Raw genomic sequence first — 12,398 nt, forward strand, 5'->3', positions numbered from 1 at the left:
TCCCCCGGGTGAGCTAGCTAACTGCCTCGACCAGCGCCATGCCTTCGCCGCGCCAGTGTCCGGCTCCCACCACCACAATCTGGGTGGGCGCTCCCTGCATTTCAATCTCGGTCCCGGTGGAATCGTTCGGCGGGAACAGCGCACCGCGCGAGATCGACAGCGCGGCGAGCGCGATGCCGAGCGGGAATTGCGTCTCCATGGTGTGGCCGAACATCGTGCCGGTCGAACGCACCGGGAAGTCGGCATGGCCTTTCAGGAAGTCGCGCTCTTCGCTTGTCGCGGGCTCTGCACCGGTCGCGCCTGAGATGATCGCGCCCTTGCCTTCGCGCCTGGGCAGCTTGGCCCACAGCTGCTCCAGCGTCGCGGCCATGTCGCCGGGCTGCTTGCGCCGGGCGAGGTCGGCGACCACGCTCGACAGTCTTGCGAACGGCTTTGCGCCGCGCGCTTGCGCATGCGCTTTCGACTCCAGCACCAGGAAGGCGCCGGCAGACCCCAGCGCGAAGCCGGCGTGGTCCTTGCGCGCCCAGACCGGAGCGAACTTGTCCTTGAGGTTGAAATCGCCGAATTCGTAGAGGACGAGCAAATCCTTGCGCTCGCCATTGTGCGAGCCGCCGACCAGCGCGATGTCGCTCTCGCCCGAGGCGATGCGCGCAAGCGCGATGCGGGCGGCATCGGCGCCGGCGACCTCTTCGCCCATGAAAGTGCGCGAGGTGCCGCCAAGTCCGTGCACGATGGCGATGTTGCCTGCGAGCAGGTTGGAGAGCTGCGCCAGGAACAGCGTCGGCCTGAGATCGCTCATCAGGCGCTCGTTGAGGAAGCCGGGCGCGTTCGCCCCCTTGGCCTCGGCCGTCAAGACGCCGGTGTCGACGTTGAGATCGCGCTCGCCACCGCCGGCGGCCACCACCATGTCGATCTTCGACAGGATGTCCTTGTTGCCCTTGATCCCGGCGGAATCGAGCGCAAGGCCGGCGGCGTAGGTGCCGATGCGCTGCCAGGCTTCCATCTGGCGCTGGTCGCCCTTCTTCGGGATCTGGCTGTCGAAGCTAACAGGCGTCAAGGGATGCACGACGTAGGGCGCAAAGCCCTTCTCGTCGACATTGATGCGCTTCTCGGCAAGCGCGGCCCAGTTGGCGTCCAGGCCCTCGCCGAGCGAGGTCGCGAGTCCAATGCCGGTGATCCAGACTTCGGTCTGGCCGGGCTTCGAAGCAGTGTCAGTCATGGCGATACGGCCTGTTGCGGAAAGCCGACGCGCTCGGCGACTTTCGTCATGTAGCCGCGCATATCCGCATTGGGGAAGGGGATCAGCGTGAAGGTCAGCGCCGAATTCGCGCGCAGCTTGCCGCCGACCCTGATCTTGGCTTCGGTCATGGCATAGCCGGAGCCTTCATGGACGAGGCTCGCCTCGATGCTCATGAGATCGCCGGGGAAGACCGAGCCGCGGACCTTGGCTTCCTTCACGGCGGCAAGGATCGGCATGCGCTCGAACTTGAACACGCCGAGCTGAAGCCAGCCCGAGGCCTGCGCCATCGATTCGATCAGGAGCACGCCGGGCATCAAGGGGTAACCCGGGAAGTGCCCCTCGAAGATGGTGCTCTCCTGCGGGACCTGCGCTTCGACGACGATCGTCTTCTCGTCGACCTTGAGGTCGACGATGCGATCGATCATGTGGAAGTATTCGAGTTGCATGACCGCGCGCTTAGGCGCTCGCGCCCTTGGCCGCAACCAATTCGTCGATGCGGGCGCACAGATTCTTCAGCACGAAATACTGCTCGGTGGTCGCCTTGCCGTCGTTGACCTCCTGGGTCCACTTTTCCAGCGGGAGCTTGATGCCGAACTGCTTGTCGATCGCAAACGCGATATCGAGGAAATCGAGGCTGTCGATGCCGAGATCGTCAATGGCATGACTATCCGGCGTGATCGTGTCGCGCGGGATGTCGCAGGTTTCAGCGATGATCGTGGCGACCTGATCGAATGTGGAAGACATCACTAAGCCTTTGATATATTGCGGATATTTGTCAGATTATCCAGAGTGGCACGGTGGGTGGGCATCGCGCCCCTGATGACGCCCTCAAACCCCCCTCTGGCCGGGTCGAAAGCCCGTATATCGGAGCGCCGCCCTGAGTTCAATGGAGCCGGGCAGGCGGCGAGAGAGGGCTGGGGATGCCCCGCGGGAGTCCCTTGCCCGCCGGGGCCGGGGCGAGGCGGGCCTAGATATGTGGCGTCGTGATCTTGACGCAGTCGCGACGGCCCATCAGCACGCAATCCTGGGTCCGGCGAAGGTCGGCGATGCTGACCGCGAGCCAAATTCCGATTGCGGTCAGCGCGATGGTAAAGGCCAGCGCCGCGATGTTGGCGAGCATGCGATGGCGGAAATCGTCCGGCTCGGCGCGGGGCTTCTCGTAGCGCGACAGGTCGAGTGGTTCGGGGGCGACTCGCAACGGCTGCACGGTGCCGCTACCGCGGTGGACCGTCGGGGAAGGCGAGGTGCGCGGCCTGAACTGGAGCACCCGGTGCTCGTCGTCAGAGCTTATGGGCCGCTGGGTAGTCATGGGGCGGGGATCACTCCGAAGCAGCGATTTTAGATAGCACACGGGATGAACGTGTTGCAGAAAATCTTCGCAATGCCAGCGTGCATTTGTGCGCTCGCACTATTTGTGCATGGACGGTGGGGAGCGACCGCGGAACCGGCCGTCGTGTCGGCGGCAGGGATGCAAGGGTTGCGTTGCAACAACGGAGGTAGCAAGGGCCAAGGACTTCACGCCTTCGTTCCCCTCTACATCGGCTTGTGATCTCCGCGTCCTTCCGAACACGTTTTGCCGCCGCAAGGCCCATGTCATAGTCGGGGAACCTGAACCGTCAGTTGCATCCATGCGAGGGGCCTTCGACCATGACCACGATCAACGCGCGTGAGCCGAGAGTGCACCCGGTCCCGATCCTGTCGCTCCGACCGACGCAGATGACGGTCGGCATGCGCGAGGTCAAGGAGAAGCGCAAGCGCTGGCGCGAGCATGACAAGAAGAAGCAGGCCGATCTTCTCGGCAAGCACATGATCCCCGTCGTCTACGGCCCCGACGCGCGGTACTATGTGATCGACCATCATCATCTCGGCCGCGCACTGCACGACGAAGGCGTCAAGGAGGTGCTGGTGACCATCGTCGGCGACCTCCGCATGGTCGAGCGCGAGGCTTTCTGGGGCGTGATGGACAACAAGCGTTGGGTCTATCCTTACGACGCCAAGGGCGAACGGCGACAGTTCCGCGACCTGCCGAAATCGGTTGCCGATCTCAAGGACGATCCGTTCCGCAGCCTTGCCGGCGAATTGCGCCGCCTGGGCGGCTTCGCCAAGGACACCACGCCGTTCTCCGAATTCCTGTGGGCTGATTTCCTGCGCCGAAAAGTCTCGCGCAAGGCGGTGGAGGCTGATTTCGACAAGGCCATCGAGAAGGCGATGTCGGCGGCCAAGAGCAAGGATGCGATTTACCTGCCCGGCTGGTGCGGTCCGGAGGACGATGATTAGGGCAGCGGGCATTGCGTGCTGTGATGCCTCAGCAGGGCGTTTTCATCTTCACGATGATGGCGGCAATCGCGCCGCTCATTGCCCTTCTCCGTCGGGATGGGCGGGCGCTGGGCTGGAGCTTGCTGGCCGTCGTTCTGGTGTGCTGGCTGGCCAGCTATCCATACTTGGTGCCAGTTGCGATCCTGCTCATCATTGCGTCGTTCGGATTGGCGTGCGGCGGATTGAGCTTGCGCCTGCCGGCCGTCTCAGCGGAGACGTCTCTCTGGATACGGACCATAGCGCTCTATTCGCTGTTCTTCGCCATCACCGGATATGCGCTGAATCTATTCCTCAGCTACAACTGGGCGCCTCCAAGAATCCTGGCGGAGCCGCTTGCCTCGCCTCTGAATGACCGTGATGGTCCAATGACGGCGACCCTGAATGCGCAGTTCCCGGAAGGGACCGACGAGGCAGTGTTGAGAGCATCCTTGCTGAAAGATGGTTTTTCGGACGTCGCGCAGCCGCGCCCGTTGTGCAGGTTGCCGGAGATACGGCCGGGATCGATGCGCCGCTACGGATCATGCCCTGCGGGTTCACGGGAGATGACTTACGAGTACCGCGGGCCGGTCAATTTCGTCTGCGGATCTACGCACGTCTCGGTGAAATGGTCGGCCAATCCAGATGGAAAGATCGTGGGGCTCCAGGCGACCGGATATACCCCGTGCCTCTGAACGGAATAGGCGCCTGCGCTCCCGTCAGTCGCGCTGGAAGATCCTGGCGCCGGGATAGGCGCGGCGGGCGTAAGTGACCACCAGCGCGCGGTCCTGGGTGTCCAGGAAGGGCGTTCGGATCTGGCTCGCCCCGACGATGAGGTGCCACAGGCCATTGAGCTTCTGGATCACGATCTTCATTTGAATAATCCTTGATGACTCCCATTCCAGCGAATGCTGCTGGTCGCCGCAGTGCTTAGGATCGTGTCCGCGGATGTAGAATTCCCAACACGGCCGCGCTCCTCTGCAAAATACGTCGACCATTGTTAGTTGGTTACGGAATGCGTCCAGATAAGCCGGATCCCATCACAGGCGCTTGAGTGAAATCAATTTCCGGGCCCACGAAACCGTCCTGAAACAGAGTTGTCCCATCTGTATGCGGTAGTCGAGCTCACACAGGAGGCGAACATGCGCCGTCTGGTTTTCGCAATTGCTTTGCTCGCGGTCGCTTCGGTCGGCATTTCGGCATCGTTTGCCGCAGTTCATCACGCCAAGTCGTTGACGTTCGCGGAGCGCTTTGCTCCTGCGCTCGAGTTGATGGCGAAGCGCTAGCGGCTGATCACTCCGACGTGGACATCAGGTCGCACCCGTCGACCGGCCGGGTGCGGCGATGGCCGAGTGAGGTTTGACCTGCCGCAAATCTGCGTCGCTCCGACCGGCTAAAGTCTGCCTGCATGGTTGCAGAAGCAGCGTTGTGCCCCGACGTCGCGGGCCCGGGCTCCAAGTCATGCAAGACTGGAGGCACGGCCGTGAGCATCATCTTTCGCATCGTCTTTGTCGTCGCCGGCGCGGTCACCGCGCTGTTCGTCGCGCGAGATGCCCTGAACTTCACCATCATCCAGACCTTCGTCGCCGTCCTGCTGGTGACAGCCGTCGTGGGGGCTGGAAGTCTCTGGAGCATGCGGCGGAAGACGTGAGCAAGACAGAAAGCGGCGGTTCGCCCGGGCTCAGCGAAAGCGAGGCCGGGCTGCGGCTGCAGCAGGAAGGTTACAACGAGCTGCCTCGGCCCGAACGGCGCACGCCGCTGCGCATCGTGCTCGAGGTGCTGCGCGAGCCGATGCTCGCCCTCCTTCTGTGCGGCGGGCTGGTCTACCTGCTGCTCGGCGACCTCCGCGAGGCGCTGCTTCTGCTGGCATTCGGCGCCATCTCCGTCGTGATCACGATCGTGCAGGAAACCCGCACCGAGCGCGTGCTGGAGGCGTTGCGAGAGTTGACCAGTCCGCGAGCGCTCGTGGTCAGGGACGGGGAGCGCCGGCGCATCGCCGGCCGGGACGTCGTCCGCGGCGATCTCCTCGTCCTGGCCGAGGGCGATCGGATTCCGGCGGATGCGGTGCTCGTCAGCGCGCGTGATCTGGCGGTCGATGAGTCCCTGCTGACCGGAGAATCGTTCCCGGTTCGCAAGCAGGCCCTCAAGACGCCGGTCGCCAAAGCTTCCTTGACTGAAAAGGCCGGCCTGGCTGAGCATCGCCCGGGCGGCGATGACCTGCCTTTCGTGTATTCGGGCTCGCTGGTCGTGCGAGGCGAGGGCCTCGCCGAGGTCAAGGCCACCGGCCCTCGCAGCGAGATCGGGAAGATCGGACTGTCGCTGCATGGCTTGCAGCCGGAGCCGCCGCGGCTGCAGCAGCAGACCGCACGGCTCGTCCGGCTTTGCTTTCTCGGCGGCGCGATGATCAGCCTGGCGGCCGTCCTGCTTTACGGAACGCTGCGCGGGGATTGGCTGCAGGCGATGCTCGGAGGCATCGCGATCGGCATGTCCATGCTGCCTGAGGAGTTCGCCGTCGTCCTCACGGTGTTCATGGCCATGGGCGCCTGGCGGATCTCGAAGGCGCGGGTGCTGACGCGGCGCGCGGCCGCGATCGAGGTGCTCGGCTCCGCTACAGTGCTGTGCACCGACAAGACCGGCACGCTGACGCAGAACCGTATGTCGGTTGCGGAGCTGAGGCTACGCGACGGGACAAGCGTGCGCCTCGTGTCTTCGCAACCGGCGTCCGTCGGAGCGGAGTTTTTCGAGCTGGCGCGTTGCAGTGCTCTGGCGAGCTCGCCCCAACCATTCGATCCAATGGAGAAGGCCCTGCACGCGTTCGCGCAGGCGAGCCTGACGGAGGGTGATGAATTCCCGGGTGCTCGAACCTTGATCCGCACCTACGGCCTGCGTCCCGAGCTGCTGGCGATGACCCAGGTTTGGCAATCATCCCAGGGATTGTTCGCCTCGGCCAAAGGTGCTCCCGAAGCGATTGCGCGCCTCTGTAAATTGGACGGTGCGGACCAGGACGCGCTGCGGGATGCGGTCGCGGCGATGGCGAAGGACGGTCTTCGCGTGCTCGGCGTGGCCGCAGCGACCTGCGAGGCTGAGATCCTGCCGAGCTCGCAGGAAGGTTTTTCGTTTCGCTTCCTCGGTCTGGTCGGGTTGGCCGATCCGCTGCGTCCGCACGTCCCCGAGGCGGTGGCCGAATGTCGTTCGGCCGGCATCCGCGTCGTCATGATCACGGGCGACTATCCGGCGACCGCCATGGCGATCGCCGGGCAAGCCGGGCTCGACGTCAATGGGGTCACGACCGGCGAGCAGATCAGGCTCGCGGACGAGAGCGGGCTGGAGGCCCTCGTCAGGAACGTGAACGTGTTCGCGCGGGTCCTGCCGGAGCAGAAGCTGCGGATCGTTCAGGCGATGAAGCGCAACGGCGAGATCGTCGCGATGACCGGCGACGGCGTCAACGACGCGCCGTCCCTGAAGGCGGCCCATATCGGGATCGCGATGGGCGGCCGCGGCACCGATGTCGCCCGCGAGGCATCCTCGATCGTCCTGCTCGACGACGATTTCGGCTCCATCGTCGCATCGATCCGGCTGGGGCGCCGGATCTACGACAATCTCCGCAAGGCGATGGCCTTCATTTTCGCCGTCCACGTTCCGATCGCGGGGCTCGCCCTGCTTCCGCTGGTTTTCGGGCTGCCTCTGATTCTCGGACCCGTTCACATTGCGTTTCTGGAGCTGATCATCGATCCGGTCTGCTCGCTCGTGTTCGAAGCCGAGCGGGAGGAGCGCGATGTCATGACGCGCCCGCCACGGCGTGCCGATGCGGAATTGTTCTCGTGGGCTTTGGTCGGCTGGAGCATCCTTCAAGGCTTCATGGCATTTGCCTTGATCGCCATGATCTTCGTCGTTGCGCTTCGTACCGGTATTTCACCCGACGAGGCGCGCACGCTGGCTTTCATCGCGCTGGTCGTCTGCATCGTCGCGCTGGTGCTGGTCAACCGGTCCTTCAGCGCGTCGTTCTTGTCAGCCTTCTTCCGTCCGAACCCGGCTTTGCTCTGGATATTCCTGTCGATCGCGCTCGTTCTCGCCGCGGCCCTGTTCTGGCCGCCTGCGTCCAGTCTGTTTCGTTTCGGCCCTCTGCACCTGGACGATCTGATGGTCACGCTCGGCGCGGGATTGCTGGTGCTCACGGTGCTCGAACTGCTGAAACCCATATGGGCACGACGCTTGCGATTCTAGATCGTGACGCGGCAGGTCGATCGCTCATCGCGGCGCGCGGCGGAATTCGTTCAGCGTCGGGAATTCGTGCAGCCAACGGAAGACGCCTGCGAGATGCTGACGTCGTTTCATTAGAACAGGTCTAGTCTACATAGATTCTACGACGTGAATGTCCGAAAGACTTTGATTGTGCGTTCGGAGTCTTTGCATGCTCGTCCCCGTAAATTCGGGGACTGGGAATGCTGGAATTTGTGTTTCACGCACGCGCAACGAAGCGCGGATGCGTGTCGACGTTGTGCGGTCTTCTCGTGCTTCCTCCGGCCATCGCCTTTGGCGGCAACGCGCAAGCCCAGGGCGTGAGTGGAGCATCGGATCTTCCGCCCGTCGTGGTCGAGCAAGGCCGCGCGAACAAGCGTAAGGTCACGACATCGCGCAGCTCGCGATCTGCGAGTGTCCGACGTGCGCGATCACACGTGGCAGGACAGGCTGCCGAGGCCGGTTCTCAGCCGGCCTCCGCTGCGGTGGAACGCGGTACGGATCCGGTGAAGGGGTTTGTGCCCGTCGTCAGTTCGGCTGCGATGAAGTCCGACACACCTATTCTTGAGACACCTCAATCCGTTTCGGTGGTCAGCCGCGATCAGCTCGATGCGCGCTCGGCCACGACGCTTGTCGAAGGATTGCAGTATGTCGCAGGTCTCGCCATCCAGCCGGGCGGCAAAGACCCGCGCTTCGACAACGTCTTCATCCGCGGCTTCGACAACAATGGCTACGGTGCCTATCGCGACGGGCTTCGTGAGGTCGGCGATCCCAACTTCTTGTCGCTGTTCCGCAACGAGCCCTACGGCTTCGAACGCATCGACGTCATCAAGGGACCGAGCTCGGTCATGTATGGGCAGGGCGCGCCAGGCGGCCTCGTTGACGTCATCAGCAAGCGGCCGCCCGAACGGGCCTTCGGCGAGATCGTCGGCCAGTTCGGCAATTACGACCGCTTCCAGGGCGCTTTCGATTTCGGCGGTCCCGCGACCAAGGACGGTACGCTGCTCTATCGGCTGACCGGCGTGTTCAGGGATTCCGATGCGCAGATCGCGAACTTCTCGAATTTCGTGAAGGACAACCGGACCTATATCGCTCCGGCCGTGACCTGGAAGCCGACCAACGATACGACGCTGACCATTCTCGCCGACTACACGCACGATGTGACTGGAAATGCCTTTCCGCTGTCGATGGTCCATGTGACGGGCGGGAAGGTCACAGGCATCACGGCGTTGCCGGTGTTTCTCGGCGACCCCAGCTACAACAAATTCGACCAGGAGCAGGAGCGCGTCGGCTACCAGCTCGAGCACCGCTTCAGCAACAACCTGATCTTCGAATCCAAGGCTCGTTATGGTCACACCGAACTCGACTATCGGTATCTGACGTTCATCGGAACTCCGCTCGATACGACCGCGGTTTTTCCGCGACGTTCGATGCGTATCCAGGAGCAGATCGACACCCTGTCGACCGACAACCACCTGATCAGCAAGTTCAGCACCGGGCCGCTCCAACATACGGTGGTCTCCGGCGTCGACTATCTGACTTTCAACATGACGGACCGGACCTATTTCGGAGCTGCACCGCCGCTGAGCAAGATCAATCCGGTCTATGACCAGGCCATTGCGGTTCCGACTGCGCTCACTGCTCCCTCAGCGAACCAGACGATCGACCAAGTCGGCGTCTATGCGCAGGACCAGATGAAGATCCAGAACTGGATCTTCACGTTGGGCGGACGTTACGACGCCTCGGAACAGAACACCTACGCCTTGGCGACCAACAAGACCACCGATACCAAGGACACGGCCTTCACCAAGCGAGGAGCCGTCTCCTACGTGTTCGATTCCGGAGTGGCGCCTTACTACAGCTATTCGGAATCGTTTCTGCCGACGCCGGGCACGGACTTTGCGGGCAGCCCGTTCAAGCCGACGAGGGCGCAGCAGCATGAGGTCGGCGTCAAGTACCAACCGTCGCGGACCTTGTTGATGACGGTGGCGCTGTATGACTTGACGCGGCAAAACTCGCTCACGAGCGATCCATCGCATCTCGGCTTCTCGGTCCAACTCGGCGAGGTGAATTCGCGCGGCTTCGAGTTCGAGACGCTGGCGCAGATCATTCCCGGGCTGAACCTGGTGGCGACCTACACCAACCAGGATGTGAAGGCGACGCAGAGCACTGGCACCGACCTCGGCAAGGTGCCGACGCTGGTCGCCCGCCAGATGGCGTCGGCCTATCTCGACTACACTGTTAAGGGCGGCACATGGGACGGCTGGGGTCTTGGCGGCGGCGTCCGCTACAATGGGCCGACCCTCGCTGATATCACCAACACCATCGTCAACGAGGGCTACGTCGTGTTCGATGCCGGCCTGCATTATCGCCAGCCGAAGGGCGTCAACCTGGCGCTCAACGTGAAGAACATCGCCGATCGCGTCACGCTTGCCTGCACGGCGAACGGCGGCTGCCAATACACCAGCCCGCGCACCATCACAGGCACCGTCAGCTATCGCTGGTAGAGATCATGGTTCAGGCACGCACGATCCGGCTATGGTCGCGCATTCACACCTGGACGTCGCTGGTGTGCATGCTGTTCCTGCTGATGCTGTGCATGACCGGGCTTCCGCTGGTCTTCCACGACGAGATCGACGATCTGCTCGAGGATGAGATCGCAGCGCCCGCCATGCCGGAGGGAACGCCGCGTCTCTCGCTCGACCGGATGATCGCTGCGGCTCAAGCGCGCTTTCCGAGGCACTACGTCCTGCTTCTCAATCTCAAGCAGACGGAGCCGCTGGTGACGGTCGCGGTGTCTCCGACCGCTGTCCCGGCGCCGGGTAACTTCCATCGTCTAACGTTCGATGCGCGGACGGCCGAAATGCTCGGGGAGGAGGCTCCACATCAGAGCGTCATGGATTTCGTGTTGCGGATTCACAAGGACATGTTCGCAGGCCTGCCGGGCGAATTGTTTCTCGGCGCGATGGGTCTCGTGTTCGCCGCGTCGATCATGTCCGGTGTGGTCGTCTATTGGCCGTTCATGCGGCGGCTCGATTTCGGCACGATCCGCCGGCGATCGTCTCCGCGCGCCAAATGGCTCGATACCCATAATCTCTTCGGCATCGTCACCGTGACCTGGGCGATGGTTGTGGGTCTCACCGGCATGATCAACACGCTGGCGACGCCGCTGTTCGACCTGTGGCGCGCGCAGTTGATCCCGGTCTTGCTGGCGCCTCATCTCGGCAAGCCCGTGGCTCCGATCCCGTCGGTTCAGACTGCCGTCGAGCTCGTCCGCGCAAGATTTCCGGATCGTCTGGTCACCTCGGTGACGATGCCGACATCGGCACGCTTCGGCAGCCCGCAGCATCTGGTCGTCTGGACCAAGGGCGCGACGCCCTTCACGGCGCGCATGCTCCAGCCGATGCTCGTCGACGCCAATGACGGCAAGTCCATCGTGGCCCCCGAGGTGCCCTGGTATCTGAAGACGCTTCAGGTCTCCCGCCCGCTGCATTTCGGCGACTATGGTGGGCTTCCGCTGAAGATCATCTGGGCGCTGCTGGACATCATCACGATCATCATTCTCGTCAGCGGGATCTATCTCTGGGCGGCGCGGCGAAAGTCACCGGCCCGCCGCAAGCGGCTCGACGCGGGCCGGACCGCGGCAGTCGGCGTCTAGTCCTATGGCCATTCCCTCCCGGAACCAGCCTCGGGTCCACAGAAGCGCATGGGATGTCTTCCGCTGGCCTGTCCTTGTCGGCGTCATCTGCGGCGCAGGGCTCGGCCTTGCGCTCGTCGGAGACGGTGTCTGGGACGCGCTTTCGTGGCTGGCATTGTCGCTGCCGGTCGTTCTGGCCATCTTCTGCTGGCGTCGCGCGGATCAACCGCGCTGAGGTCTATGGATGTCGATCGGGCTCTGACAAATCGCGCGCTTCGATATCGTGGCCGATGTCATGTCTCTCATCCTTGCCGCCAAGCATCCGATGCAGCCAGCGTTCGACGCGGCGGCCGATCGTGAGCAGCACGAAAGTGAACGCCAATGCGACCATGACGATCTTCCATTGCCCGGCGCCGCACGCAATGCCGAGACAGGCGGCGAGGAAGGTGCAGGCCGCGCTGGTCAGGCCGCGCACGCGAAAACGGTCGCTCTCGTGGACGATGACGCCGGCTCCGAGGAAGCCGATGCCGGTCAGGATGCCCTGGATCACACGGCTCGTCGCATCGGTGATCTTGCCGGGCTCGGCGAACTGGACCGCGAGCAGCACGACGGCCGCGGTGGAGAGCCCGACGATGCCGAGCGTCTTCAGCCCGATCGGCTTGCCGTGCAGGTCGCGGTTCAAGCCGATCGCGCTACCGGCGAGCGTCGCGGTGCCGAGGCGCAGCAGGATTTCGGGCCAGTCCATTTCGGTCATCTAGTCACTTCTTCGGCACGCGTCCCATGCGTTCGAGCGAGGATTCGTCATGTGTAGAACGCCGGCTTCGTACCGGCAAAACATAGTCGATGCGGGCGAGAGGCTCCAGAGGAGTCGTTACGTCTCGTGCCCCGGACGCAGCGCGGCGCTCCCGGCGATGCGAAGCATCGTCCGTTGCAGTGCGCTGCTGAGCCGGGGCCCAGAATGTCGGAGAGGAGGGTGTGCGCGGCGTGGGT

13 protein-coding genes are annotated in these 12,398 nt (G+C 63.5%); 7 read left to right on the forward strand and 6 right to left on the reverse strand.

The annotated features are described in order from the left end of the window. Nucleotides 1–13 precede the first annotated feature (13 nt). The 4 genes from A3AS_RS0128680 to A3AS_RS0128695 form a co-directional block, all read right to left on the reverse strand. Nucleotides 14–1,219 carry a beta-ketoacyl-ACP synthase gene (locus A3AS_RS0128680; protein WP_018320950.1) on the reverse strand — a complete coding sequence of 402 codons (1,206 nt, stop codon included), beginning with the start codon at nt 1,217–1,219 and terminating at the stop codon, nt 14–16. Further along, nucleotides 1,216–1,686 carry a 3-hydroxyacyl-ACP dehydratase FabZ family protein gene (locus tag A3AS_RS0128685; RefSeq protein WP_018320951.1) on the reverse strand — a complete coding sequence of 157 codons (471 nt, stop codon included), beginning with the start codon at nt 1,684–1,686 and terminating at the stop codon, nt 1,216–1,218. Before A3AS_RS0128685 ends, A3AS_RS0128680 begins: the two co-directional genes overlap by 4 nt. A 10-nt stretch (nt 1,687–1,696) precedes the next feature. Then, nucleotides 1,697–1,984: an acyl carrier protein gene (locus A3AS_RS0128690; protein WP_007592476.1), complete on the reverse strand. Its 288-nt coding sequence runs from the start codon at nt 1,982–1,984 to the stop codon at nt 1,697–1,699. 223 nt (nt 1,985–2,207) lie between these two features. After that, the gene (locus tag A3AS_RS0128695) at nt 2,208–2,549 is read right to left on the reverse strand and encodes a hypothetical protein (RefSeq protein WP_018320952.1); all 342 of its coding nucleotides are present in this window, start codon (nt 2,547–2,549) and stop codon (nt 2,208–2,210) included. Nucleotides 2,550–2,887: 338 nt separating this feature from the next. On the opposite strand from A3AS_RS0128695, the gene A3AS_RS0128700 reads away from it, so the two are divergent. Together A3AS_RS0128700 and A3AS_RS0128705 are read left to right on the forward strand one after the other, a co-directional pair. After that, entirely contained in the window at nt 2,888–3,517 is a 630-nt protein-coding gene (locus A3AS_RS0128700) for a ParB-like protein (RefSeq protein ID WP_018320954.1), read from the forward strand. 11 nt (nt 3,518–3,528) lie between these two features. Continuing rightward, nucleotides 3,529–4,227 carry a hypothetical protein gene (locus A3AS_RS0128705; RefSeq protein WP_157644418.1) on the forward strand — a complete coding sequence of 233 codons (699 nt, stop codon included), beginning with the start codon at nt 3,529–3,531 and terminating at the stop codon, nt 4,225–4,227. Between the two features lie 24 nt (nt 4,228–4,251). Here A3AS_RS0128705 and A3AS_RS48540 read toward each other — a convergent pair whose 3' ends face one another. Further along, on the reverse strand, nt 4,252–4,407 hold the full coding sequence (locus A3AS_RS48540) for a hypothetical protein (protein ID WP_018320956.1): 156 nt from the start codon (nt 4,405–4,407) through the stop codon (nt 4,252–4,254). A gap of 267 nt (nt 4,408–4,674) precedes the next feature. On the opposite strand from A3AS_RS48540, the gene A3AS_RS48545 reads away from it, so the two are divergent. From A3AS_RS48545 to A3AS_RS0128740, 5 genes are all read left to right on the forward strand, one after another. Continuing rightward, complete coding sequence (locus tag A3AS_RS48545; RefSeq protein ID WP_198293735.1) at nt 4,675–4,818, forward strand: hypothetical protein; 144 nt, start codon at nt 4,675–4,677, stop codon at nt 4,816–4,818. Between the two features lie 197 nt (nt 4,819–5,015). Further along, nucleotides 5,016–5,183, forward strand: a complete 168-nt coding sequence (locus tag A3AS_RS48550; RefSeq protein ID WP_198293736.1) for a hypothetical protein — start codon at nt 5,016–5,018, stop codon at nt 5,181–5,183. After that, nucleotides 5,180–7,756, forward strand: coding sequence for an HAD-IC family P-type ATPase (locus tag A3AS_RS0128725; RefSeq protein ID WP_018320959.1), 2,577 nt, complete (start codon nt 5,180–5,182; stop codon nt 7,754–7,756). Before A3AS_RS48550 ends, A3AS_RS0128725 begins: the two co-directional genes overlap by 4 nt. A gap of 452 nt (nt 7,757–8,208) precedes the next feature. Next, nucleotides 8,209–10,278, forward strand: a complete 2,070-nt coding sequence (locus A3AS_RS0128735; RefSeq protein WP_245283307.1) for a TonB-dependent siderophore receptor — start codon at nt 8,209–8,211, stop codon at nt 10,276–10,278. Between the two features lie 5 nt (nt 10,279–10,283). Continuing rightward, nucleotides 10,284–11,429 carry a PepSY domain-containing protein gene (locus A3AS_RS0128740; RefSeq protein WP_018320961.1) on the forward strand — a complete coding sequence of 382 codons (1,146 nt, stop codon included), beginning with the start codon at nt 10,284–10,286 and terminating at the stop codon, nt 11,427–11,429. A gap of 217 nt (nt 11,430–11,646) precedes the next feature. On the opposite strand, the gene A3AS_RS0128745 is transcribed toward A3AS_RS0128740, so the two are convergent. Further along, nucleotides 11,647–12,162 (reverse strand): MgtC/SapB family protein, encoded by a 516-nt coding sequence (locus A3AS_RS0128745; protein WP_018320963.1) that lies wholly within the window; start codon nt 12,160–12,162, stop codon nt 11,647–11,649. Nucleotides 12,163–12,398: the final 236 nt, after the last annotated feature.

Source organism: Bradyrhizobium sp. WSM2793, assembly GCF_000379585.1.
Classification (GTDB): Bacteria; Pseudomonadota; Alphaproteobacteria; order Rhizobiales; family Xanthobacteraceae; genus Bradyrhizobium.

Excerpts from the sequence above, each read along its gene's own strand:
- A3AS_RS0128695 (WP_018320952.1), bottom strand. The coding sequence starts at position 2,549 with ATGACTACCCAGCGGCCCATAAGCTCTGACGACGAGCACCGGGTGCTC.
- A3AS_RS0128740 (WP_018320961.1), top strand. The coding sequence starts at position 10,284 with ATGGTTCAGGCACGCACGATCCGGCTATGGTCGCGCATTCACACCTGG.
- A3AS_RS0128685 (WP_018320951.1), bottom strand. The coding sequence starts at position 1,686 with ATGCAACTCGAATACTTCCACATGATCGATCGCATCGTCGACCTCAAG.
- A3AS_RS0128745 (WP_018320963.1), bottom strand. The coding sequence starts at position 12,162 with ATGACCGAAATGGACTGGCCCGAAATCCTGCTGCGCCTCGGCACCGCG.
- A3AS_RS48540 (WP_018320956.1), bottom strand. The coding sequence starts at position 4,407 with ATGAAGATCGTGATCCAGAAGCTCAATGGCCTGTGGCACCTCATCGTC.
- A3AS_RS48545 (WP_198293735.1), top strand. The coding sequence starts at position 4,675 with ATGCGCCGTCTGGTTTTCGCAATTGCTTTGCTCGCGGTCGCTTCGGTC.
- A3AS_RS0128700 (WP_018320954.1), top strand. The coding sequence starts at position 2,888 with ATGACCACGATCAACGCGCGTGAGCCGAGAGTGCACCCGGTCCCGATC.
- A3AS_RS0128680 (WP_018320950.1), bottom strand. The coding sequence starts at position 1,219 with ATGACTGACACTGCTTCGAAGCCCGGCCAGACCGAAGTCTGGATCACC.
- A3AS_RS0128690 (WP_007592476.1), bottom strand. The coding sequence starts at position 1,984 with ATGTCTTCCACATTCGATCAGGTCGCCACGATCATCGCTGAAACCTGC.